Here is a 21,789-nt window from a genome sequence, read left to right on the forward strand (position 1 = left end):
CTCACCCGCCGGGCCGGGCCCGTACGACGAGCACGTCGAGCGCGTGCTCGTCACCGGCGAGGGACAGCCCGGCCCACCCCGCCTGCGCGGCGAGCAGGCTGAACGCGCGCTGCGGCGCGCACGCCACGTCGGTGCCGCCACCCTCGGCGGCCAGCCGCAGGGCCACGGCGCGGGCGGCCGCCTCGGCGTCGGCGGCGTGCGGGCCCAGCTCGGTCGGGACCGGCTTGCCCTGTCCCGACACGAACGCCTCCACGAGCAGCAGCGGGGCCGCCCCGCCGTCCGCCGTGCCGCGCCAGCGCCGTACCTGAGTGGTGGCCGCGAGTCCGGGCAGCGCGCGGGCGAGTTCCGCCAGCAGCCACGCCCCCTGCGCCAGCCCGGTCGCCAGCGCCCCGGCCCCCGCGCTCGCCGACCAGGCCCGGTTCCCCTCCCCGGCACGGCCCTTCCCCAGCAGCCGCCAGTCGTCGGGCACGGGCACGGACATCGGCGCCTCCAGCGCCAGCACCGCGCTCACCCCGCCCGTCAGGGCGGCGGTGAGCGCCTGCACCGCGCCCGCCGGATCTTCGCCGTGCGCGGCGAGCCCGTTTCCCGGCGTGTCGACGGCCGCCCAGGCGAAGGAGCCGGTGCGTACGGAGCCCACGTCGACGGCGACCACACGCGCGGCGGACCGGTCCACGTGCCCCCCCTGTCGTCGAGTCCCGTCACCGTACCGGTCCGGCTTGACACCACGACCCCCCTTGCACCACCCTTTCACTACTCAATTAGTGAAAGGGTGGTGGAACGCGATGATCGAGTACCGCATCGACCGGCGCTCCGGCGTCGCCACCTACGTGCAGATCGTGCAGCAGACCAAACAGGCGTTGCGGCTCGGGCTGTTGGAGCCCGGGGACAAGCTGCCCACCGCCCGGGAGGTCGTCGAGGCCACCGCCATCAACCCGAACACCGTCCTCAAGGCGTACCGCGAACTGGAGCGCGAGGGACTGGTCGAGGCGCGGCGGGGGCTCGGCACCTTCGTGCGGCGGGGGCTGAACACCGCGCCGGCGGACTCGCCGCTGCGCGCAGAGCTGGACGCCTGGGCCGTCCGGGCCCGTGCGGCCGGGCTGGACCGCGACGACGTGGACGCGCTGTTCACTTCCGTACTGGACACACACTTCAAGGGGGACCCGTCATGACCGAGACCGCCATCGCGGCGGCCGGACTGGGCATGCGGTTCGGGCGGCGCGGCAAGCCCGCGCTGGACGGCTGCTCGTTCCGCGTCCCGGCGGGCGGCGTGTGCGCCGTCGTCGGCCCGAACGGCGCCGGCAAGTCGACCCTGCTGTCCCTGGCCGCCGGGCTGACCCGGCCCACCGCCGGCACGCTCACCGTCCTCGGCGGCTCCCCCGCCGAGGTCCGCGCCCGGGTCGGGTACGTCGCCCAGGACAAGCCCCTCTACCCCCAGCTGACCGTCGCCGAGACCCTGCGCTGGGGCCGTGAGCTGAACACCGGCCGCTGGGACGAGCAGGTCGCCGAGCGGGTCGTCGCCGAGGGCGAACTCGACCCGTACGCGAAGATCCGCACCCTGTCCGGCGGCCAGCGCACCCGCGTGGCGCTCGCCCTCGCCCTCGGCAAGCGGCCCGAGCTGCTGCTCCTGGACGAGCCGATGGCCGACCTCGACCCGCTCGCCCGGCACCAGCTGACCGGGACGCTCATGGCGGACGCGGCCGAGCACGGCACCACGGTCGTGATGTCCTCGCACGTCGTCGCCGAGCTGGAGGGCTCCTGCGACCACCTCCTGCTGCTCGGCGCCGGACGGGTGCGCCTGGCCGGACCGCTGGACGACGTCCTGGCCGCGCACCGCCTGGTCACCGCCCGCGCCGACGCCTCCCTCGACCCGCACACCGTGGTCGAGACACGCACCACCGGCCGCGGGCTCACCGCCCTCATCCGGCCCGAAGGCCCGCTCGACCCCGCGTGGCAGGACACCGCCCCCACCCTGGAGGAGCTGGTCCTCGCCCATCTCCGTGCCCCGCAGGCGCCCGCCCTGCACCTCGACGACGCTCAGGAGGCCGCCGTATGACCGCCGTGACCCTCGAGACCACGGCCGCCGCCGACCGGCGCCGGGGACCCCGCGGCCTGCTCTGGGCGACGCTGCGGGTGCACCGCTCGGCGCTGTGGTTCTGGGTGATGCTGGTGATCGTCGGCGCCGGCGTCCTGCTGTGGGCGTACGGCCCCGGCGCGGACGCCGCCTGGGCCGAGTACCGGTCCCGGGGCTGCCTGCGCGGCCGGCCGCTCCTGGGCTGCGACATGGCGGGCGACGCCGCGGGGCTCTACCACAGCGCCACGGCGCTGGCCGGCGGCCTCATCGGGATCGTCCCCTTCCTCACCGCCGCCTGGGCCGGCGCCGCGCTCATCGGGCGGGAGCTGGAGACCGGCACGGCCCGGCTGGCCTGGACGCAGTCGGTCTCCCCGGCCCGCTGGCTCGCCGCCAAGCTCGCCGTCCCGGCCGGACTGCTGGTGGCCGGCATGCTCGTCCTCACCCTGCTGCACCGCCTGGTGTTCGGCTCCGACAGCGCGCTGCGCGAGACCATCGGCGCGTCGGACTGGTACCGGAGCCCGGCCTACGAGGCCAACGGCACCCTCGCCGCCGCCTACGCCCTGCTGGGCCTGGCCGTCGGCGCCCTCGCGGGCCTGCTCCTGCGCCGCGCCGTGCCCGCGCTCGGCACGGCGGTCCTCGCCCTCGGCGCCCTGACGATCGTCCTCGGCGATCTGCGCCCGTACCTGTGGCCGGTGAAGACACTGACCGGCACGGAGTACCCGGAGTGGCCCGGCATGGTCGTCGACGACGGCGCCCTCACGTCCAGCGGGGCCCGCGTCAGCGACCCGATCTGCGTGGACGACACCCGCTGCCTGGCCGAGCACGACATCGTCGGCTACTACCGCGACTTCCACCCGGCCTCGCACTTCTGGCCCCTGCAGCTGGTCGAGACGGGCATCGTCCTGGCCCTGGCGGCCCTCGCGGTCCTGGTCTCCTTCCGGCTGCTGAACCGCCGCACCGCGCGAGCCGTATGACGGGAGCGGGCCGCCTCGCGCGCGGCCGCACGCCTCTCCACGGGGGGAGGGACGTGCGGACGCGCGCGGGCCGCGTCCCGCTTCACCACACGCCATGTCCCGGTAACCGGGGGTTAAGACACCCTTGGGACGCTCGGCCCATGACCCCGGCCGTGCCAGAGCCCACGCCGCCTCCGCACGCGCGCGCGGGCGACGGGAACGTGCGACGCCTCCCGGCGCCGCTCCCACCCGCCCGTTCCGACGCGCCTGTACGCCTCGATGCGCGGAAGAATGGGCGTATGAGCCAGTCCTCGAACGCCGCACAGGTCCAGCCCGCGCAGCCCTCCGTGGGCTCCATCGCGGCGCACCGCCCGCACACCGTCACCTCGGCGGTCGTCTCCGATCTGGAACCCGACATCGACGCCGATCTCGACGCCTACGACGTCGACGAGGTGGAGGGCGTCCAGCTCCCCCAGGGCCGCTTCCTCGACCGGGAGCGCAGCTGGCTGGCGTTCAACGAGCGGGTCCTCGAACTCGCCGAGGACCCGGCCACCCCGCTGCTGGAGCGGGCCAACTTCCTGGCCATCTTCGCCAGCAACCTGGACGAGTTCTTCATGGTCCGGGTGGCCGGCCTGAAGCGCCGCATAGCCACCGGCGTGGCCACCCGCTCCGCGTCCGGGCTCCAGCCGCGCGAGGTGCTGGAGATGATCTGGGCCCGCTCGCGCGAGCTCATGGCCCGGCACGCCGCCTGCTACCACGAGGACGTGGCCCCCGCCCTCGCGGAGGAGGGCATCCACCTGGTCCGCTGGAACGAGCTGACGGAGAAGGAGCAGGCCCGCCTCTTCACCCTGTTCCGGCACCAGATCTTCCCGGTGCTGACCCCGCTGGCGGTCGACCCGGCACACCCCTTCCCGTACATCTCCGGGCTCTCCCTGAACCTGGCCGTCCGGGTCCGCAACCCCGTCACCGGCACCCCGCACTTCGCCCGCGTCAAGGTGCCCCCGCTGCTCTCCCGCTTCCTGGAGGCCTCGCCCGGCCGGTACGTCCCGCTGGAGGACGTCATCGCCGCGCATCTGGAGGAGCTGTTCCCGGGCATGGAGGTGCTGGAGCACCACGCGTTCCGGGTCACCCGCAACGAGGACCTGGAGGTCGAGGAGGACGACGCGGAGAACCTGCTGCAGGCCCTGGAGAAGGAGCTCATGCGGCGCCGCTTCGGCCCGCCGGTGCGCCTGGAGGTCGAGGAGAACATCAACCAGGAGGTCCTGGACCTGCTGGTGCGCGAGCTGAAGATCAGCGAGGCCGAGGTGTACCCGCTCACCGGCCCCCTGGACCTCACCGGCCTCTTCCGGATCGCCTCCATCGACCGGCCCGAGCTGAAGTACCCGAAGTTCATCGCCGGCACCCACCGCGACCTCGCCGAGGTCGAGTCGGCGTCCGCGCCGGACATCTTCGCCGCGCTGCGCAGCCGGGACGTCCTGCTGCACCACCCGTACGACTCCTTCTCCACGTCCGTGCAGGCGTTCCTGGAGCAGGCGGCCGACGACCCGGACGTCCTCGCGATCAAGCAGACCCTGTACCGGACCTCCGGCGACTCCCCCATCGTCAACGCGCTCATCGACGCGGCCGAGGCCGGCAAGCAGGTCCTGGTGCTGGTCGAGATCAAGGCGCGCTTCGACGAGCACGCCAACATCAAGTGGGCGCGCAAGCTGGAGGAGGCCGGCTGCCACGTCGTCTACGGCCTGGTCGGCCTGAAGACGCACTGCAAGCTGTCGCTGGTGGTCCGCCAGGAGGGCGAGACGCTGCGGCGCTACAGCCACGTCGGCACCGGCAACTACCACCCGAAGACGGCCCGCCTCTACGAGGACCTGGGCCTGCTCACCGCCGACCCGCAGGTCGGCGCTGACCTGTCCGACCTGTTCAACCGGCTGTCCGGCTACTCGCGCCGCGAGACCTACCGGCGTCTGCTGGTCGCCCCCAAGTCGCTGCGGGACGGCCTGATCGCCCGGATCAACAAGGAGGTCCAGCACCACCGCGCCGGACGTCCCGCCTACGTCCGCATCAAGGTCAACTCGATCGTCGACGAGGCCCTGATCGACGCCTGCTACGCCGCGTCCCAGGCGGGTGTGCCCGTGGACATCTGGGTGCGCGGCATCTGCGCGGTCCGCCCGGGCGTGACGGGCCTGTCGGAGAACGTCCGCGTCCGCTCGGTCCTCGGCCGCTTCCTGGAGCACTCCCGGGTCTTCGCCTTCGGCAACGGCGGGGAGCCCGAGGTGTGGATCGGCAGCGCCGACATGATGCACCGCAACCTGGACCGCCGTATCGAAGCCCTGGTCAGGGTCACCGACCCGGCCCACCGCGCGGCCCTGAACCGGCTCCTGGAGACCGGGATGTCCGACAGCACCGCGTCCTGGCACCTCGGCCCGGACGGCGAGTGGACCCGGCACGCGACGGACGCGGAGGGCCAGCCCCTGCGCAACGTGCAGGAGATGCTCATAGACGCCCGGAGGCGCCGGCGTGGCACAGCGACCCCCTGATCCGGCGGACCCCGCGGCCGGCGCGGTGACCGGGGACGCCCTCGCGGACCATCTGCGCGCCCGGGCCACGGAGTTCCTCCGCGCGCTGCGGCTGCACCGGGAGGGCGGCACGGGCGCGGAGTCCGACGACGCGGTCCGGGCGCTGCGGCGCTCGGCCCGCCGGATCAGCGGCAGCCTGCACACGTTCCGCCCGCTGCTGGACGCCGGCTGGGCGGAGTCCGTCCGGCCGGAGCTGGCCTGGCTGTCGGGCACCCTGGCCCTGGAGCAGGCGTACGCGGCCCGGCTGGAGCGTCTGCTGCTGGCCCTGCACCGGCTGTCGGGCGCCCCGGTCCTCCCGGCGCAGGCACCGGGCCCGGCCGGGTCCGCCACCACCGAGCGCGGCAGGCTCGCCCTGGGCGCGGCCAAGGCGGGCGCCCTGCTCGAACGGCAGCTCACCCTGGCCCGGACCCGCGCCCACTCCACCACTCTCCAGACCCTCGGCGGCAGCCGCTTCCACGCGGTGGCCGACACCGTCGCCCTGCTGGCCAGCCAGGTCCCCCTGGCCCCGGCGGCGGCCGGCACCGACCTGCGTCCCCTCGCGGCCGCCGCCGAGGAGCGGCTCGCCGCCGCGGTGACGGCGCTGCCGCTGGTGCGGGCCGGGCACCCGTACAACGCGGAGGCGCTGGTCCACGGCCTGTCCCCGGACCCGTCCCCGCATCCGCAGGACGCGCCCTGGCACCAGGTCCGGCTGCTGCTGCGCCTGCACCGCTACGCCCGCGAGGTCCTGCACGGCGACGACCTCACGGACGTACGGCTGACGGCGGCCGGGCAGGCCCTGGACCGGCACCGGGACGCCTCCGAGGCGGCGGCCGCCGCCGCCCGCGCGGCCCGCACCCCCCGGATCGCGCCCGCGACCGCCTACGCCCTCGGTGTGCTGCACGCCGACCAGCGGCACGAGGTGGAGGCGGCCCGGTACGCGTTCCAGCGGTCCTGGCGGAAGCAGACCGTGGGCACGCCCTGACCCACGCCCGTCCCGAGGAGGAGCGCCGGTGACAGACGCGGACGACCGTACGGTGCATGCCGCGGGCTGCGTTCTGTGGCGCCGCTCGCCGGACGGGGACGGCCTGGAGATCTGCCTGGTCCACCGGCCCCGGTACGACGACTGGTCGCACCCCAAGGGCAAGCTGAAGCGCGGCGAGGACCCCCTCGCGGGCGCGCTGCGCGAGGTCGCCGAGGAGACCGGGCACACGGCCCGGCCGGGTGCGGAACTGCCCACGGTCCGCTATCTCGTGGACGGCCGCCCCAAGGAGGTGCGCTACTGGGCCGCCGAGGCGGGTCCCGGCACCTTCACGCCGAACTCCGAGGTCGACCAGGTGCTGTGGCTGCCCCCGGAGCGCGCCCGGGAGCGGCTGACCCAGCCGAGGGACCGCATGCTCGTCGACGCGCTTCTGGCCTCGCTGCACCGGGAGTAGAGGCGGGGCGCGGGCGGCACCGCCCCGTCCTCAGGGGTTCACCCCCCGTTCACGCTCGCCCTTCGGTGGCTTCACCTGTTCTGTCTAATTTCGGCCGTGCACGATGAGAGACCGCGCCCCGGGGGACGTGTCCTCATCGCACCACTCTTCGCACGCCGCCGAATTCAGGACGGCGGCTCCCGGAAGGAAATCCCTCACAGTGAAGCTTCAGCGCAAGACCCGGCGGGCTCTCGCACTCGGCGCTCTCGCCGTCTCCGGCGCCCTGGCCCTCACGGCGTGCGGCTCCGACGACACCGGCAACGCGGGCGGCGGCGACTCGGCGGCGACCGCCAAGGCCGGCGCCATCGACTGCGGTGACGCCAAGGGCCAGATCCAGGCGTCCGGCTCGTCCGCGCAGAAGAACGCGATCGACGCGTGGGTCCGGCAGTACACGACGGCCTGCAAGGGCGTCCAGCTCAACTACAACCCGACCGGCTCCGGTGCCGGCGTCACCGCCTTCCTCCAGGGCCAGACCGCGTTCGCGGGCTCCGACTCCGCCCTGGACGCGGAGGAGATCGCCGAGTCGAAGAAGACCGCCTGCGCCGACGGCGGCCAGGCCATCGACCTGCCGATGGTCGTCGGCCCGATCGGCGTCGGCTACAACGTGCCCGGCGTCGACAGCCTCGTCCTGGACGCGCCCACCCTCGCCAAGATCTTCGACAGCAAGATCACCAACTGGAACGACAAGGCCATCGCGGAGCTCAACCCCGACGCGAAGCTGCCCGACCTGAAGATCCAGGCGTTCCACCGCTCGGACGAGTCCGGCACCACGGACAACTTCACCAAGTACCTGTCCGCCGCCGCGCCCGACGACTGGAAGTACGAGCACGGCAAGTCCTGGGAGGCCAAGGGCGGCCAGTCCGCGTCCGGTTCCTCCGGTGTGGCGCAGCAGGTGAGCCAGACCTCGGGCGCGATCTCCTACATGGAGCTGTCCTACGTCAAGGACGGCATGAAGTCCGTCAAGATCAAGACGGGTGCCGCCCAGCCGGTCGAGGCGACCACCGAGAACGCCACCAAGTCCATCTCCGAGGCCAAGGTCGTCGGCACCGGCAAGGACCTGGCGCTGGAGCTGAACTACACGCCGTCCGCCGAGGGCGCCTACCCGATCACCCTCGTGACGTACGAGATCGCCTGCGACAAGGGCAACAAGGCGGAGTCCCTGCCCGCGGTGAAGTCCTTCCTCTCCTACATCGCGTCCGAGGACGGCCAGGGCCAGCTGGCCGGCGCCGGCTACGCCCCGGTCCCGGCCGAGATCATCACCAAGGTCCGCTCCACGGTCGCGAGCCTGAGCTGACCCAGCCGCGGCCGGGCCCCCACCGGGGTCCGGCCGCCCATCCGGTGCACCGCCGCCAGGAGCGCCCCGCCGCCGGGCGCGCTCCGCCGTGAGCCGCCCCGCGCGGCGGCTCCGCAGACCGGAGACCCCCATGGACATATCAGTCAAGAACGACACAGCTCCGCCCACCCCCCTCCCCGCCCCGGCACGGCCCGGCGGCAGCGCCCGCGGCGCCACCCGCCCCGGCGACCGGATCTTCCTCGCCCTCTCCCGCGGCTCCGGCGTCTTCCTGCTGCTGCTCATGGCCGCCATCGCGGTCTTCCTGAGCCTTCGGGCCGCGAGCGCGATCGGGAAGGACGAGGCCAACTTCTTCACCACGTTCGAGTGGAACCCCACCGGCGACCCGCCCGCCTTCGGCATCGCGGTGCTCGCCTTCGGCACGGTCGTGTCGTCGGTCATCGCGCTGGCGATCGCCGTGCCGGTCTCCGTCGGGATCGCGCTGTTCCTCACGCACTACGCCCCGCGCCGCCTCCGCGGCCCCATCGCGTACGTGATCGACCTGCTCGCCGCCGTCCCGTCCATCGTCTACGGCCTGTGGGGCGCCCTCGTCCTGGTGCCGCACCTCGGCGGCCTGTACGCCTGGCTGGACGCCTACCTGGGCTGGACCGGCGTGTTCGAGTGGAACGGCGGCGCCCCGCGCGCGCTGTTCACCGTCGGCATCCTGCTCGCCATCATGATCCTGCCGATCATCACCAACGTGAGCCGGGAGATCTTCCGGCAGGTCCCGCGCACCCACGAGGAGGCCGCCCTCGCGCTCGGCGCCACCCGCTGGGAGGTCGTCCGCATGGCCGTCCTGCCCTACGGGCGCTCCGGTGTCATCTCCGCCTCGATGCTGGGCCTCGGCCGGGCGCTCGGCGAGACGATGGCCGTCGCGATGGTCCTGTCGCCGACCTTCGACATCCAGGCCAGCCTGCTCGACCCGGGCGGCGGCACCTTCGCCCAGAACATCGCGAGCAAGTTCAACGAGGCCACCACGGACGGCCGGGACGCGCTGATCGCCTCCGGTCTGGTCCTGTTCGTCATCACCCTGCTGGTCAACGGCACCGCCCGCGTCATCATCGAGCGGCGCAAGGAGTTCTCGGGGGCCTCCGCATGAGCCACACGTCCCTCTCCGCCGCCCGGCGCCCGGGCAGCCTCAAGGGCGCCACCCTGCCGAAGTGGTTCTCCTGGGCGGTCGCCGCCGGGTCCGTCGCCCTCGGCCTCGCCGTCAGCGCGGCCGCCGGACTGGAGAGCAGTGTCCAGTGGGCGCTGATCGCCGCCCTGCTGTTCGTCGCCGGCTCGTACGGGATCTCGGCGCGGGTCGAAGGGCGCCGGCAGGCCAAGGACCGCGTCGCCACCAGCCTGATCTGGGTCGCGTTCCTGCTCGCCGTCGTCCCGCTGGCCTCCCTCGTGTACGAGACGGTCCGGCGCGGGACGAAGGTCCTCGACGGGCACTTCCTCACCCACTCGATGGGAGTGGTCGCCGACACCGAGACCGGCGGCGGCATCTACCACGCCCTCCTCGGCACCCTGGAGCAGGTCGGCATCGCCACCGCCATCGCCGTGCCCCTCGGCGTGCTCACCGCGATCTACCTGGTCGAGTACGGGCGGGGCAGGCTCGCCAAGGCGATCACGTTCTTCGTCGACGTCATGACGGGCATCCCGTCGATCGTCGCCGGACTGTTCGTCCTCAGCCTGTGGATCGTCGTCCTCGGCATGGGCTACTCCGGCTTCGCCGGCTCCATGGCGCTCGCCATCCTGATGCTGCCGGTCGTCGTCCGCTCCACCGAGGAGATGCTCAAGCTCGTCCCGAACGAGCTGCGCGAGGCGTCCCTCGCGCTGGGCGTGCCGAAGTGGCGGACCATCCTCAAGGTGGTGCTGCCGACCTCCGTCGGCGGGATCACCACGGGCGTGATGCTCGCCGTCGCCCGCATCACCGGCGAGACGGCCCCGCTGCTGCTCCTGGTCTGGGTGACGAACTTCATCAACCCCAATCCCTTCCAGGACCCGCAGGCCTCCCTGCCCGTCTACATCTACCTCCAGTACGCGAACAGCGGCGGCTCGGGCGCCGCCTACGACCGCGCCTGGGCGGCGGCCCTGGTGCTCATCGCGTTCATCATGATCCTCAACCTGGTGGCCCGCGGCATCGCCCGCTGGAAGGCCCCCCAGGCCGGTCGCTGACGCGACCCCGTGACACCAGTCAGCGACCCGGACCCGAAAGAAGCAGTGATCGACATGGCCAAGCGCATCGACGTCAGCGGCCTCAACGCCTACTACGGCTCCTTCCTCGCCGTCGAGGACATCTCGATGACCGTCGAGCCCCGCTCCGTGACCGCCTTCATCGGCCCGTCCGGCTGCGGCAAGTCCACCTTCCTGCGCACCCTCAACCGGATGCACGAGGTCACCCCGGGCGGCCGCGTCGAGGGCAAGGTCCTCCTGGACGACGAGGACCTGTACGGCCCCGGCATCGACCCGGTGGCCGTGCGCCGCGAGGTCGGCATGGTCTTCCAGCGCCCCAACCCGTTCCCCACCATGTCGGTGTACGACAACGTGGCGGCCGGCCTGAAGCTCAACGGCTCGTACAAGAAGTCCGAGCTGGACGACATCGTGGAGAAGTCCCTGCGGGGCGCGAACCTGTGGAACGAGGTCAAGGACCGGCTGGCCAAGCCGGGCTCGGGCCTCTCCGGCGGCCAGCAGCAGCGCCTGTGCATCGCCCGCGCCATCGCGGTCGAGCCGGACGTCCTGCTGATGGACGAGCCCTGCTCCGCCCTCGACCCGATCTCCACCCTCGCCATCGAGGACCTGATCGGCGAGCTGAAGGAACGGTTCACGATCGTCATCGTGACCCACAACATGCAGCAGGCGGCACGGGTCTCCGACCGCACGGCATTCTTCAACCTGGCGGCCGTCGGCAGGCCCGGCCGGCTGATCGAGCTCGACGACACCGAGCGGATCTTCTCCAACCCGTCGGTCCAGGCCACCGAGGACTACATCTCGGGCCGCTTCGGCTGACCGGGCCGCCGCCCGCCGGACCCCTCGCGGTGCTGCCTGGCGGTGCCATCGCGAGGCACGGGCAGGGCCCGCCCCCAGGAGCCGGGGGCGGGCCCTTCCTCGTACGCGTCACAGGGACGCGGGCCTCACAGGAACGCGAGGTCCACGATCCAGTACGACAGGGCCGCGACGACGGCCGCCGCGGGCATCGTGATGAACCAGCCCAGGACGATGTTCTTGGCCACGCCCCAGCGCACGGCGTTCACACGCTTGGTGGCGCCCACGCCCATGATCGCGGAGGTGATCACATGGGTGGTGGAGATCGGCGCGTGGAAGATGAACGCCGAGCCGAACATGATCGAGGCGCCGGTGGTCTCGGCCGCGAAGCCCTGCGGCGGGTCCAGCTCGATGATCTTCCGGCCCAGGGTGCGCATGATGCGCCAGCCGCCCGCGTAGGTGCCCAGCGACAGCATCAGCGCACAGGCGATCTTGACCCACACCGGGATCGGGTCGCCGTAGTCCTCGACGTCGGCGATGACCAGGGCCATCACGACGATGCCCATCGTCTTCTGCGCGTCCTGGAGGCCGTGCCCGAGCGCCATGCCGGCCGCCGACACCGTCTGCGCGATACGGAAGCCCCGCTTGGCCTTGTGCGGGTTGGCCCGCCGGAACATCCACAGGATCGCCGTCATCACCAGATAGCCGACGACGAGACCGATGACCGGTGACACGAACATCGGGATGACGACCTTGTCGACGACGCCGTCCCAGTACACCTTCGTCCCACCGGCGAGCGCAGCGCCCACCATGCCGCCGAACAGGGCGTGCGAGGAGGACGACGGCAGACCGAAGTACCAGGTGATCAGGTTCCAGACGATCGCGCCGACCAGGGCGGCGAAGAGGATGCCCATCCCCGTCGAGCCCTCGGGCGTCTCGATCAGCCCCTCGCTGACCGTCTTGGCGACGCCGGAGCCGAGAAAGGCACCGGCGAGGTTCATCACGGCGGCCATGGCCAGCGCGGCCCGCGGGGTCAGCGCACGCGTCGACACGGAGGTGGCGATCGCGTTCGCCGAGTCGTGGAAGCCGTTGGTGTACGTGAAGAAGAGCGCGACCAGGATGGTCACGACCAGGGCGAAGGTGTCCATGGAGGGGTCAGGACTCCTTGACGGCGATGGTCTCCACCGTGTTCGCCACGTGCTCGAAGGCGTCCGCCGCCTCTTCCAGCACGTCCACGATCTGCTTGAGCTTCAGCACCTCGATCGCGTCGTACTTGCCGTTGAAGAGGTGGGCGAGCAGCTTGCGGTGTATCTGGTCGGCCTGGTTCTCGAGGCGGTTGACCTCGATCCAGTACTCGGTCAGGTTGTCCATCGTGCGCAGGTTCGGCATCGCCTCGGCCGTCAGCTCGGCCGCCCGCGCCAGGACCTCGATCTGCTGGTCGACACCCTTGGGCAGTTCCTCGACGTTGTAGAGGACGACCAGGTCGACGGCCTCCTCCATGAAGTCCATGATGTCGTCGAGGGACGACGCGAGGGAGTAGATGTCCTCGCGGTCGAACGGCGTGATGAACGAGGAGTTCAGCTGGTGGAAGATCGCGTGCGTCGCGTCGTCACCCGCGTGTTCCGCGGCCCGCATCCGTTCGGCGATCTCGGCCCGGCCGGCGGTGTCCGCCCCGAGCAGTTCCATCAGGAGCTTCGAGCCCGTGACGATGTTGTCCGCGGATGCGGCGAACATGTCGTAGAAGCTCGTCTCCCGGGGGGTCAGACGAAATCGCACGTGTGGTCCTCAGGATGCATCGGTTTCGGTCAGGCTGATGCTAGGCGCATCATCCGGCCACGGCTAATGGGCCGCCTCCCAGTGTCGCCCATCAGGCACAGTGGTCGGCACGGGGGCCGCCCGTAAGCCCCGGTGGGCGGGCCCACGGGTGGCGGCCATCACGCCCCTACCCGGGCAAAGTTCGGTACGATATACCCGGTAGGGGTATAGAAGCGGTTTACGTCGGGAGGACGCGATGACGACCACAGAGGCCGGCGCGGGTGCGCCCTCCGCCGCCGACGACGCCCTGGAGACGCCGCCCGGCGCGGACATCGTGACGGATCACGACCGCGGCGTCCACGGTTACCACCACCAGAAGACGGAACACCTCAAGCGCCTGCGCCGGATCGAGGGCCAGATCCGCGGTCTGCAGCGCATGGTCGACGAGGACGTCTACTGCATCGACATACTCACGCAGGTCTCCGCGTCGACGAAGGCGCTCCAGTCCTTCGCCCTGCAACTGCTGGAGGAGCACCTCCGCCACTGCGTCGCCGACGCGGCCCTCAAGGGCGGTGCGGAGATCGACGCGAAGGTGGAGGAGGCCACGAAGGCCATCGGCCGCCTGCTGCGGACCTGAGCGCCCGCCCGGTCAGCGGGCCCGTCCGTCCCGCTCCTCCGCGACCCGCAGCACCTGGTCGATGCTCTCCAGGCTGAGCCGCTCCTCACGGGCGGCCGACGCCGCGATGATCAGCTCTCCGCACAGCTCGATCTCGGCGAGGGCCACGTGGTCCTGCACCGCCGTACCGCCGACCGGAGCCACGCGCATCACCTCTTCTCTGCCGTCACCGACTTCCTAGAGTAGGGAGCGGCCTACGGACCGCGCATGGCACGGACGGGCTAGTTCTCGGCGATCTGCCCCGCGTAGATGTCGTCGTCGTCGGGCAGCCGCACGCGGGCGGGAGCCCCGAAGTCGTACAGCGCGGTGGTGGACGTCACGTCGACGGCGTCGCGGTGCTGCCCGTTGACGAAGCTGAAGCGGTGCCTGACCTTCCGGACCAGCCCGTCGTCGTCCAGGTAGACGTCGAACGGCACCTGGTCGGTGGCGAACCCTTTCGCCGCCGCCGCGAGCGCACGGGCGTTCCCGTCGGACGCCTTCCGGGCGGCGGCACCCAGATCGGCGGTCCCGCGATAGTGCCGCACCCGGGTACCTGAGACCTCCGCCCGCCCCACATACCTGGCGGTGCGCGCCCCCCGCAGCACCTCGGCGGCGGCGAACGGATCGGTGGCACCCCCCGTGACGAGATTGCCGTCCGTCAGGGACCGGGTCTCGACCCGCACCCATTTGTCGGCGGGCACCCCGGCACCGCGGTTTTTCATGAACAGCGCGCCGGGCGCCAGCAGCTCGGTGATCGGCTGCTGCCCGGCCGTCCCCGCCGGGTCCTGCGGCAGCCGCACCTTCAGCCGCCCGAGCTGCCGCCCGAAGTCGTACACGCCCTCGCCCCGGATGGTGACCCGGGTGCCGCCGGTGGCCATCTCCATCCAGGTACGCGCCCGGGAGCTGCGGGCGTCCACCAGCGCGTCGGCGGCCGCGCGCACCACGTCGACCGGATCGCCCCCGCGGGCGTCCTCGGCGGCGGCCCCGCTCTGCGCGCATCCGCTGCCGGCGAGGCAGAGACCCAGGAGCCCCACCGCGACGCCGGCTCCCCGCATGCGCCTGTGCTGCTGCCTCTGGGCCATCGCCTGCCTACCCCCGGTACGTCTGTCACGGGCTCCTTGTCGTACCGGTTAACGAACGGTGCGGGCCCCCGTCACGCCTGGGTACCGTGGGGGCGATGCCAGACCAGGACGAGCACCGGACGACGACGGTGGAGAAGGGCCCCTTCTGCACGGCCCACTGCACCTGCGGCTGGCGAGGCCCGGCCCGCCGAGCCCGAAGCCAGGCGCGCACGGACGCGGAGAACCACACCCGAGGCGGATCCCAGCCCTCCGTCACCCCCAGCCCGTCCGGCACATGACGACGAAGCCCGCCATGATCAGCCCGTCCGGCGCTTGAGGACGAGGCCCGTCCAGGGCCGAAGCGGGGGTCCGGGGGCGGCAGCCCCCGGGGACGGGACGGGCAGGGGCGGCGGGGGCGAACTCCTCCGGCCCCGAGCCGCACCCCATGGAACCCCACACCGCGCCACCCCGTCTCGTTCCACGTGACCCCAGGAGGCGACATGGAACGGCGCACCTTCCTCGGCGGCGGCACCGCGGCAGCCCTCGCCGCGCTGACGACCACCGCCTGCGAGGCCGGCACGGACAAGAACAGCACGAACAAGGGCGGCACGGACAAGGGCCGCACCAACAACTCCGGCACGGACAAGGGCACCACCCACCCCTCCTCGAAGAGGACCCCCACCCCCACCACCTGGTCCGCCCTCGCCCACACCCTCGACGGCGACCTCATCCGCCCCGGCGACGCCTCCTGGCCCACGGCCCACCAGCTCTACAACACCCGCTTCGACACCCTGAAGCCCAGCGCCGTCGCCTACGTCGCCCACGCCGACGACATCCGCACCACCCTCGCCTACGCCCGCGCCCACCACCTGAAGGTCGCCATCCGCAACGGCGGCCACAGCTACGCCGGCTGGTCCTCCGGCGACGGCCGCCTGATCGTCGACGTCTCCCGGCTCGACCGCATCCGGGTCTCCGGCGGCACCGCGGTCGTCGGCGCCGGCTCCAAGCTCATCGACGTCTACCGCACGCTCGCGGCGAAGGGCGTGACCATACCCGCCGGCTCCTGCCCGACCGTCGGCGTCTCCGGCCTCACCCTCGGCGGCGGCCACGGCGTCACCTCCCGCGCCTACGGCCTGACCTGCGACAGCCTCACCCGCGCCGTCCTCGTCACCGCCGACGGCAAGCAGCTCACCGCCGACGCCTCCACGAACAAGGACCTCTTCTGGGCCCTGCGCGGCGCCGGCAACGGCAACTTCGGCGTCGTGACGGAACTGCATTTCAAAACCCACCCCGCCCCGCAGTCGGTGACGGCGTACATGAGCTGGCCCTGGTCGAAGGCCGCCGCCGTGATCGAGGCGTGGCAGGAGTGGGGCCCGTCCCAGCCGGACGAGATCTGGTCGGCGCTGCACCTCAGCGGTGCCGGCGCCACCCCCACCGTCTCCGTGTCGGCCTTCTCCCTGGGCACCTACCGCGAACTCCAGAACGCCGTCGACCGCCTCGCCGACGGCCCCGGCGGTCCGGGCCCCGCCCGCAGCGTCAGCCTCAGGCGCCGCTCCTACGAGGAGTCGATGGAGCTGTACGCCGGCTGCGCGTCGTTCACCGACGCGCAGTGCCACCTCCCCGGCTCCACCCCGGGCCGCACCCCGCAGGGCGCGCTGAACCGGGAGACGTACGCGGCGAAGTCGGACTTCTTCGACCGCTCCCTGTCGGAGGCCGGCGTGCGGACGCTGATCCGTCAGCTGGAGTCGGTGCGCGGCGGTTCGGGCAGCATCGCCCTGACGGCCCTGGGCGGGGCCGTGAACCGGGTCTCCCCCACGGCGACGGCGTTCGTCCACCGCCGCTCACGCATGCTGGCCCAGTACATCGGCTCGTGGCGGGCGGGCACCTCGGGAACCGCCGTCCAGTCCTGGCTGACGGCCGCGCACGACGCGATGCGGCCGTACGCCTCCGGGGCCGCGTACCAGAACTACACCGACCCGTCCCTGAAGGACTGGCGCTCGGCGTACTACGGGGACGCGGCGACCCGGCTGACGAAGCTGAAGAGGCGGTACGACCCGGAGAACTTCTTCTCCTCCCCGCAGTCGCTGTAGGGCGCGTTCCGCGACACGCCCTGGCGCCTCTCAGGCGGCGAGGTCGCGCTCCTCGGCCCCGGGGCCGTCCTTGCGGCCGCCGCGCAGCAGCGCACCGCTGCCGTCGGCCCCGGACCGCCCGCGCGCGCGGATCAGCCAACCGCCGCGCGGGGACCGCTCGATGGCGGACATGAGGGGCGTCAGCAGGGCCATGGCCGGCGGGGACAGGAGCAGCGCGACGGCCGTGCCGAGCGCGAACCCGCCGACGACGTCGGTCGGGTAGTGCACGCCCATGTAGACCCGGCAGAAGCCTTCGAGCAGCGCGAGGCCGATGCCGATGAGCCCGAACTTCCGGTTGGCGACGAACAGGGCGACGCCGAGGGCCATCGCGATGGTGGCGTGGTCGCTGACGAAGGAGTAGTCGGTCTTGCCGCTGACCAGGACCTCGAGCCCCTGATGGTCGTTGAAGGGCCGGGGGCGTTCCACGAAGCCCCTTATCGGCACGTTGACGAGGACGGCGATACCTGCGGCCAGCGGCGCCCACACGAGCGCGGCCACGGACGAGGCCGCGTCCTCCGCGCCGCGCCGCCGTACGGTCCACCAGCACCACAGCACGGCGAACACCAGGCCGAGCAGCACGCCGTACTCACCGACGAACTCCATGACCCGGTCGAACCAGTGCGGCGCGTCCTTGGCCAGGCCGTTGATGTCGTACAGCAGCTCGACGTCGGGGTTCGACCCGGATTCTGCGAGTCCAGCCATGTTGCCGCGGCCCCTTCATCGTCTCTCGGCGCATCCTGCGTACGCCGCTCCGCCCACCCCCGTGGTTGTAGATCCGGCTACGTCACCAGGAACGCACGGTCCCCGTCGATACGTTCCACACTCCACTGAATGATCACGCAGACGTTATCGAAGAGAGACCCGTCATCGCAGCTCAGGGGGAGGGTTAACGCTCCGTCTACACCGTCGTGGGCAGCGCTTTCGCGCCATCCTCCGTCACCCGGGTGGCCCCGAAGTAGTCGGGCGTGTCGATCGGGTCGAACCGGATCACAGCACCCGTTCTCGGGGCGTCGATCATGTATCCGCCGCCCACATAAATACCGACATGCCGGATGGCCCGTGAGTTCCCGAGGTCGTCCGAGAAGAACACCAGGTCCCCGGGCAGCAGTTCGTTCCTGGCCGGATGCGGTCCCGCGTTCCACTGGTCGTTGGCCACGCGGGGCAGCGTGACGCCGACGCTCTCGTAGGCGGCCTTGGTCAGCCCCGAGCAGTCGAAGCGCCCGCCGTCCTCGGCGGTGCCGTCGCCGCCCCAGAGGTAGAGCGTGCCCAGCTTCTTCTGCGCGTACGCGATGGCCCCGGCGGCCTGCCTGCTCGGGTCGAGCCGCGAGACCGGCGCCGCGAAGCTCTCCTCCAGCGTCGTGATCGTCTTCACGTAGTTCCGGGTCTCCTTGTACGGCGGCACGCCCCCGTACTTGATGACCGCGTACGCCCCGGCGTTGTAGGAGGCGAGCATGTTGCGCTTCAGGTCGCCGGGCACGTCCTTCACGTACTTGGCGAGCGTGCAGTCGTACGACGCGGCCGACGGGATGGCGTCCGCCGGGTCCCACACGTCACGGTCGCCGTCGCCGTCGCCGTCGATGCCGTGGGTGGCCCAGGTGCCCGGGATGAACTGCGCGATGCCCTGGGCCGCCGCCGCGCTCTGCGCCCGCGGGTTGAAGCCGCTCTCCTGGTACAGCTGGGCGGCGAGCAGGGCCGGGTTGATGGCGGGGCACAGGTTGCCCCACTTCTCCACGAGCGCCTGGTACGCGGCCGGCACGGCGCCCTTGGCCAGGTTCCGGGCGCCGCCGCTCAGGCCGCCCGCCAGGTTCCCGGCGACGAGGTACACCCCGATGACGAGCACCAGCACGAAGCTCAGCCCCGCCGCGACGGCGGAACCCGCCACGATCCAAGCCTTACGCACCGTCAATCGCCCCTCACCCGCCGGGAGTCCGCCCGCGCCAGTGTAGGAGCTTCCCCCGCCCGGGCTCCGGCAACCGGCCCAGCCGCCGTCCGGGCATGACCCGGCGGGTAATCGATCCCGGCGTGGCCGGCGTGCCACGATCGCGTCACGGGCCGCTCGCGACCCGGCCCCTCACGTCCCGCTCCGACCGGGAGGACCCCATGCCCGCGTACGCCATAGCCCACCTCCGCGACATCACCCCGCACCCGGAGGTCGCCGAGTACATCGAGCGCATCACCGCGACCTTCACGCCGTACGGTGGCCGCTTCCTCGTGCACGGCACCCCGCACGAGACGGTCGAGGGCGAGTGGCCCGGCGCCGTCGTGATGATCGCCTTCCCCGGCCTCGCCGAGGCCCGCGCCTGGTGGAACTCTCCCGCCTACCAGGAGATCGCCCCGCTGCGCACCCGTCACATCGCGGGCGACATCGTCCTGGTCGACGGGGTCCCCGAGGGCTACGACCCCACCGCCACCGCGCAGGCCGTACGGGACTCCCTGCCCGCCCCGGACGGCACGTCCGCCTGAGGCACCGCGGTCACGCCGCGAAGGCGTCCCGCAGCACGCCGATCGCCTGCTTGATCGCCCCGTCGGCGGCCCGGGTGCCGCGCAGGGCGTTCAGCATCACGAAGTCGTGGATGGCGCCCTGGTAGCGGACGGCGGTCACCGGGACGCCGGCCTCGCGCAGCTTGTTCGCGTACGCCTCGCCCTCGTCGCGCAGCACGTCGGCCTCGGCGGTGACGACGAGGGCCGGCGGCAGGCCGGTGAGCTGCTCGACGGTGGCGCGCAGCGGCGAGGCGGTGATCTGCGCGCGCTCGGCAGCGTCGGTCGTGTACTGGTCCCAGAACCACTGCATGGCGTCGCGGCGCAGGAAGTAGCCCTCGGCGAACTGCCGGTAGGAGCCGGTGTCGAACGAGGCGTCGGTGACCGGGTAGAAGAGCACCTGCGCCACCAGCGGGACGTCTCCGCGCTGCTTGGCCATGAGGGTCAGCGCGGCGGCCATGTTGCCGCCGACCGAGTCACCGGCGACGGCGATCCGGCGCGCGTCCAGGCCGTGCCCGGCGCCCTCGGCGGCGACCCAGCGCGCCACGGCGTGGTTCTGCTCGACGGCCACGGGATAGCGGGCCTCGGGCGAGAGGTCGTACTCGGGGAAGACGACCGCGGCACCGGCGCCCACGGCCAGTTCCCGTACGAGGCGGTCGTGGGTGCGGGCGTTGCCGAAGACCCAGCCGGCGCCGTGGATGTAGACGATGACCGGCAGCGTCCCGGAGACGCCCGCCGGACGGACGATCCGGACCCGGACCTCACCGGTCGGGCCACCGGGCACGGTCAGCCACTCCTCGTCGACGGCCGGCGCGGCCACCTCGCCCGACTGCACCTCGTCGACGGCGTTGCGCCCGCCCTCCGGCCCGAGATCGAAGAGGTACGGCGGCTGCGCGGTCGCCTCGACGAACGCCTGGGCGGCGGGCTCGAGAACGGGGCGGTGGGACTCGGTCATGGCGATCTCCTCGGATCGGGGTGCCGCGGGCAGGACCGCCCGGCCGGTTCGCCGGGGTCGGCGGCACGACGTAAACGTAGCGCTCGATTAAGTCGTGCGCAACTCATTCGCACACGAAGCCCTAGTGCACGACTCCTTAGGTCGCGATGAGATGGCACCCGATACACTTGGGCGACGCAGGACCACACAGGATGCAACCGCCGCACCAGGAGCCCCGATGAGCGCGACCCCGCCACCCGAACCGCCCGCGCGCGGCCCCGGCTCCCTGCTCCTGGACGACCAGCTCTGCTTCGCCCTGTACGCCGCCTCCCGCGCCGTGACCGCGCGATACCGGCCACTTCTCGACGAACTGGGCCTGACCTACCCGCAGTACCTGGTGATGCTGGTCCTCTGGGAGCAGGACTCGATCTCCGTACGCGACCTCGGCACGGCCCTCCAGCTGGAGTCCAGCACCCTGTCACCCCTGCTCAAGCGCCTCGAGGCGGCCGGGCTGCTGCGCCGCGAGCGCCGCCCCGACGACGAGCGGTCGGTCGCCATCCGGCTCACCGACGCCGGCGCCGGCCTCCGCGAGCGCGCGGCCGCCGTCCCGCTCGCGATCGGCGACGCCATGGGCCTGACGGCCGAACAGGACGCCCTGGCCAAGCAGCTCCTGCGGCTCATCACGGCGAACGTCGGCGAGGACCGCGGAGCCTGACGCCCTGTCACGCGCGCGTTCACCCACGCGGGATAGCCTTCACCCGCAGAACACGGGCACGACCTCTCACCCGGACGTCCGCCAGAAGCGGCGCCGGCACGAAGAGGGGCTAACGACAGAACCGCACCCCAGGTTCCGCTCAGGCCTCGTTGCCCGGCGTAACCTGGCGTGATACACAGAGTGACCATACGAGCTATTCGTACGAATCCCGCCCATCAATGACGCCAAGTCGACATACGGAAGCGGCATTGTCGGCGAGAATGAGACCTGACCTCTGCGCACTGCGGGGGGACCGTGGAACTACCCAACAGGGGCGGTGACTTACATGTTCTTTGCGGCCGACAAGGGCGACATCAACACCATCATCGGCGGGATCGCCCCGGACTGGGGTCCGTTCGGAGCACTGGGGAACGAAGCCAAGACGATGATCCAGGTCGTCATGGCGGTCGCCATCCTGATCTGCCTCGGCATCGCCATCTGGGGGGCGGCCAAACAGCGCATCGGCGCCACGGCCCTGCGGGACACGTTCAGCGCCGAGCAGGGCAAGGGCCTGATCGTCGCCGGCCTGACGGGCGTCTTCATCATCGGCTCCCTCGGCACGCTCTTCACCATCGTGTACGGCATGGCCGTCTAGCGCCTCACCCCTGCGTCCTCCCGGGCACGCCCGGCTCGTTGTCCCCTACCCACCCGTCGTGCCCACCGGCTGAGGTTGCG

Annotated in this window: 24 protein-coding genes; 16 read left to right on the forward strand and 8 right to left on the reverse strand. The window is 72.1% G+C overall.

Going from position 1 to position 21,789, the window contains the following annotated elements:
• Position 1: 1 nt before the first annotated feature.
• On the reverse strand, positions 2 to 673 hold the full coding sequence (locus tag F8R89_RS16645; RefSeq protein WP_151784728.1) for a hypothetical protein: 672 nt from the start codon (positions 671 to 673) through the stop codon (positions 2 to 4).
• A gap of 109 nt (positions 674 to 782) precedes the next feature.
• On the opposite strand from F8R89_RS16645, the gene F8R89_RS16650 reads away from it, so the two are divergent.
• From F8R89_RS16650 to pstB, 10 genes are all read left to right on the forward strand, one after another.
• A complete protein-coding gene (locus F8R89_RS16650; RefSeq protein ID WP_151784729.1) occupies positions 783 to 1,169 on the forward strand; it encodes a GntR family transcriptional regulator in 387 nt (128 codons plus the stop codon).
• Positions 1,166 to 2,053 carry an ABC transporter ATP-binding protein gene (locus F8R89_RS16655; protein ID WP_151784730.1) on the forward strand — a complete coding sequence of 296 codons (888 nt, stop codon included), beginning with the start codon at positions 1,166 to 1,168 and terminating at the stop codon, positions 2,051 to 2,053. Before F8R89_RS16650 ends, F8R89_RS16655 begins: the two co-directional genes overlap by 4 nt.
• Complete coding sequence (locus F8R89_RS16660; protein ID WP_151784731.1) at positions 2,050 to 3,045, forward strand: ABC transporter permease; 996 nt, start codon at positions 2,050 to 2,052, stop codon at positions 3,043 to 3,045. The genes F8R89_RS16655 and F8R89_RS16660 overlap by 4 nt, the downstream gene beginning before the upstream one ends.
• 278 nt (positions 3,046 to 3,323) lie before the next feature.
• Entirely contained in the window at positions 3,324 to 5,558 is a 2,235-nt protein-coding gene (locus F8R89_RS16665) for an RNA degradosome polyphosphate kinase (protein ID WP_225994411.1), read from the forward strand.
• A complete protein-coding gene (locus F8R89_RS16670) occupies positions 5,539 to 6,558 on the forward strand; it encodes a CHAD domain-containing protein (RefSeq protein WP_151784732.1) in 1,020 nt (339 codons plus the stop codon). Before F8R89_RS16665 ends, F8R89_RS16670 begins: the two co-directional genes overlap by 20 nt.
• A 28-nt stretch (positions 6,559 to 6,586) precedes the next feature.
• Complete coding sequence (locus tag F8R89_RS16675; RefSeq protein WP_151784733.1) at positions 6,587 to 7,009, forward strand: NUDIX hydrolase; 423 nt, start codon at positions 6,587 to 6,589, stop codon at positions 7,007 to 7,009.
• 199 nt (positions 7,010 to 7,208) lie between these two features.
• Positions 7,209 to 8,342, forward strand: a complete 1,134-nt coding sequence (pstS, locus tag F8R89_RS16680) for a phosphate ABC transporter substrate-binding protein PstS (RefSeq protein WP_192806144.1) — start codon at positions 7,209 to 7,211, stop codon at positions 8,340 to 8,342.
• 130 nt (positions 8,343 to 8,472) lie between these two features.
• Positions 8,473 to 9,477 (forward strand): phosphate ABC transporter permease subunit PstC, encoded by a 1,005-nt coding sequence (pstC, locus tag F8R89_RS16685; protein WP_151784735.1) that lies wholly within the window; start codon positions 8,473 to 8,475, stop codon positions 9,475 to 9,477.
• On the forward strand, positions 9,474 to 10,541 hold the full coding sequence (gene pstA / locus F8R89_RS16690; protein WP_151784736.1) for a phosphate ABC transporter permease PstA: 1,068 nt from the start codon (positions 9,474 to 9,476) through the stop codon (positions 10,539 to 10,541). The genes pstC and pstA overlap by 4 nt, the downstream gene beginning before the upstream one ends.
• 54 nt (positions 10,542 to 10,595) lie before the next feature.
• Complete coding sequence (gene pstB / locus F8R89_RS16695; RefSeq protein WP_151784737.1) at positions 10,596 to 11,372, forward strand: phosphate ABC transporter ATP-binding protein PstB; 777 nt, start codon at positions 10,596 to 10,598, stop codon at positions 11,370 to 11,372.
• 125 nt (positions 11,373 to 11,497) lie between these two features.
• Here the strand turns inward: pstB and F8R89_RS16700 are convergent, their stop codons facing one another.
• Both F8R89_RS16700 and F8R89_RS16705 read right to left on the reverse strand, forming a co-directional pair.
• A complete protein-coding gene (locus F8R89_RS16700; protein ID WP_151784738.1) occupies positions 11,498 to 12,496 on the reverse strand; it encodes an inorganic phosphate transporter in 999 nt (332 codons plus the stop codon).
• A 7-nt stretch (positions 12,497 to 12,503) separates the two neighbouring features.
• The gene (locus tag F8R89_RS16705; RefSeq protein WP_055624809.1) at positions 12,504 to 13,124 is read right to left on the reverse strand and encodes a DUF47 domain-containing protein; all 621 of its coding nucleotides are present in this window, start codon (positions 13,122 to 13,124) and stop codon (positions 12,504 to 12,506) included.
• A 235-nt stretch (positions 13,125 to 13,359) separates the two neighbouring features.
• Here F8R89_RS16705 and F8R89_RS16710 point away from each other — a divergent pair, with 235 nt between their 5' ends.
• Complete coding sequence (locus F8R89_RS16710; protein ID WP_151784739.1) at positions 13,360 to 13,740, forward strand: metal-sensitive transcriptional regulator; 381 nt, start codon at positions 13,360 to 13,362, stop codon at positions 13,738 to 13,740.
• Positions 13,741 to 13,752: 12 nt separating this feature from the next.
• Here F8R89_RS16710 and F8R89_RS36210 read toward each other — a convergent pair whose 3' ends face one another.
• Together F8R89_RS36210 and F8R89_RS16715 are read right to left on the reverse strand one after the other, a co-directional pair.
• Positions 13,753 to 13,929 carry a hypothetical protein gene (locus F8R89_RS36210; protein ID WP_192806145.1) on the reverse strand — a complete coding sequence of 59 codons (177 nt, stop codon included), beginning with the start codon at positions 13,927 to 13,929 and terminating at the stop codon, positions 13,753 to 13,755.
• Positions 13,930 to 14,000: 71 nt separating this feature from the next.
• A complete protein-coding gene (locus tag F8R89_RS16715; RefSeq protein WP_151784740.1) occupies positions 14,001 to 14,840 on the reverse strand; it encodes a hypothetical protein in 840 nt (279 codons plus the stop codon).
• Between the two features lie 95 nt (positions 14,841 to 14,935).
• On the opposite strand from F8R89_RS16715, the gene F8R89_RS16720 reads away from it, so the two are divergent.
• Both F8R89_RS16720 and F8R89_RS16725 read left to right on the forward strand, forming a co-directional pair.
• Positions 14,936 to 15,118 (forward strand): hypothetical protein, encoded by a 183-nt coding sequence (locus F8R89_RS16720; RefSeq protein ID WP_151784741.1) that lies wholly within the window; start codon positions 14,936 to 14,938, stop codon positions 15,116 to 15,118.
• 201 nt (positions 15,119 to 15,319) lie between these two features.
• The gene (locus F8R89_RS16725) at positions 15,320 to 16,909 is read left to right on the forward strand and encodes an FAD-binding oxidoreductase (RefSeq protein ID WP_151784742.1); all 1,590 of its coding nucleotides are present in this window, start codon (positions 15,320 to 15,322) and stop codon (positions 16,907 to 16,909) included.
• 30 nt (positions 16,910 to 16,939) lie between these two features.
• Here F8R89_RS16725 and F8R89_RS16730 read toward each other — a convergent pair whose 3' ends face one another.
• Together F8R89_RS16730 and F8R89_RS16735 are read right to left on the reverse strand one after the other, a co-directional pair.
• On the reverse strand, positions 16,940 to 17,650 hold the full coding sequence (locus tag F8R89_RS16730) for a phosphatase PAP2 family protein (RefSeq protein WP_151784743.1): 711 nt from the start codon (positions 17,648 to 17,650) through the stop codon (positions 16,940 to 16,942).
• A 196-nt stretch (positions 17,651 to 17,846) separates the two neighbouring features.
• Complete coding sequence (locus F8R89_RS16735; RefSeq protein ID WP_192806146.1) at positions 17,847 to 18,854, reverse strand: NlpC/P60 family protein; 1,008 nt, start codon at positions 18,852 to 18,854, stop codon at positions 17,847 to 17,849.
• A gap of 194 nt (positions 18,855 to 19,048) precedes the next feature.
• Between F8R89_RS16735 and F8R89_RS16740 the strand changes: the two genes are divergently transcribed.
• Positions 19,049 to 19,411, forward strand: coding sequence for a DUF1330 domain-containing protein (locus F8R89_RS16740; protein WP_151784745.1), 363 nt, complete (start codon positions 19,049 to 19,051; stop codon positions 19,409 to 19,411).
• A gap of 10 nt (positions 19,412 to 19,421) precedes the next feature.
• On the opposite strand, the gene F8R89_RS16745 is transcribed toward F8R89_RS16740, so the two are convergent.
• Positions 19,422 to 20,381: an alpha/beta hydrolase gene (locus F8R89_RS16745; RefSeq protein WP_151784746.1), complete on the reverse strand. Its 960-nt coding sequence runs from the start codon at positions 20,379 to 20,381 to the stop codon at positions 19,422 to 19,424.
• Positions 20,382 to 20,598: 217 nt separating this feature from the next.
• Here F8R89_RS16745 and F8R89_RS16750 point away from each other — a divergent pair, with 217 nt between their 5' ends.
• The gene (locus F8R89_RS16750) at positions 20,599 to 21,075 is read left to right on the forward strand and encodes a MarR family winged helix-turn-helix transcriptional regulator (RefSeq protein ID WP_192806147.1); all 477 of its coding nucleotides are present in this window, start codon (positions 20,599 to 20,601) and stop codon (positions 21,073 to 21,075) included.
• A 325-nt stretch (positions 21,076 to 21,400) separates the two neighbouring features.
• Positions 21,401 to 21,709 (forward strand): hypothetical protein, encoded by a 309-nt coding sequence (locus F8R89_RS16755; protein WP_055624817.1) that lies wholly within the window; start codon positions 21,401 to 21,403, stop codon positions 21,707 to 21,709.
• Positions 21,710 to 21,789 lie beyond the last annotated feature (80 nt).

Source organism: Streptomyces sp. SS1-1, assembly GCF_008973465.1.
Taxonomy (GTDB): domain Bacteria; phylum Actinomycetota; class Actinomycetes; order Streptomycetales; family Streptomycetaceae; genus Streptomyces.

Bases quoted from the DNA above. Each gene is read 5' to 3' on its own strand.
- F8R89_RS16650 (WP_151784729.1), top strand. From the start codon at position 783: ATGATCGAGTACCGCATCGACCGGCGCTCCGGCGTCGCCACCTACGTG.
- F8R89_RS16655 (WP_151784730.1), top strand. From the start codon at position 1,166: ATGACCGAGACCGCCATCGCGGCGGCCGGACTGGGCATGCGGTTCGGG.
- F8R89_RS16660 (WP_151784731.1), top strand. From the start codon at position 2,050: ATGACCGCCGTGACCCTCGAGACCACGGCCGCCGCCGACCGGCGCCGG.
- F8R89_RS16665 (WP_225994411.1), top strand. From the start codon at position 3,324: ATGAGCCAGTCCTCGAACGCCGCACAGGTCCAGCCCGCGCAGCCCTCC.
- pstC (WP_151784735.1), top strand. From the start codon at position 8,473: ATGGACATATCAGTCAAGAACGACACAGCTCCGCCCACCCCCCTCCCC.
- pstA (WP_151784736.1), top strand. From the start codon at position 9,474: ATGAGCCACACGTCCCTCTCCGCCGCCCGGCGCCCGGGCAGCCTCAAG.
- pstB (WP_151784737.1), top strand. From the start codon at position 10,596: ATGGCCAAGCGCATCGACGTCAGCGGCCTCAACGCCTACTACGGCTCC.
- F8R89_RS16700 (WP_151784738.1), bottom strand. From the start codon at position 12,496: ATGGACACCTTCGCCCTGGTCGTGACCATCCTGGTCGCGCTCTTCTTC.
- F8R89_RS16710 (WP_151784739.1), top strand. From the start codon at position 13,360: ATGACGACCACAGAGGCCGGCGCGGGTGCGCCCTCCGCCGCCGACGAC.
- F8R89_RS36210 (WP_192806145.1), bottom strand. From the start codon at position 13,929: ATGCGCGTGGCTCCGGTCGGCGGTACGGCGGTGCAGGACCACGTGGCC.
- F8R89_RS16715 (WP_151784740.1), bottom strand. From the start codon at position 14,840: ATGGCCCAGAGGCAGCAGCACAGGCGCATGCGGGGAGCCGGCGTCGCG.
- F8R89_RS16720 (WP_151784741.1), top strand. From the start codon at position 14,936: ATGCCAGACCAGGACGAGCACCGGACGACGACGGTGGAGAAGGGCCCC.
- F8R89_RS16725 (WP_151784742.1), top strand. From the start codon at position 15,320: ATGGAACGGCGCACCTTCCTCGGCGGCGGCACCGCGGCAGCCCTCGCC.
- F8R89_RS16730 (WP_151784743.1), bottom strand. From the start codon at position 17,650: ATGGCTGGACTCGCAGAATCCGGGTCGAACCCCGACGTCGAGCTGCTG.
- F8R89_RS16740 (WP_151784745.1), top strand. From the start codon at position 19,049: ATGCCCGCGTACGCCATAGCCCACCTCCGCGACATCACCCCGCACCCG.
- F8R89_RS16745 (WP_151784746.1), bottom strand. From the start codon at position 20,381: ATGACCGAGTCCCACCGCCCCGTTCTCGAGCCCGCCGCCCAGGCGTTC.
- F8R89_RS16750 (WP_192806147.1), top strand. From the start codon at position 20,599: ATGAGCGCGACCCCGCCACCCGAACCGCCCGCGCGCGGCCCCGGCTCC.
- F8R89_RS16755 (WP_055624817.1), top strand. From the start codon at position 21,401: ATGTTCTTTGCGGCCGACAAGGGCGACATCAACACCATCATCGGCGGG.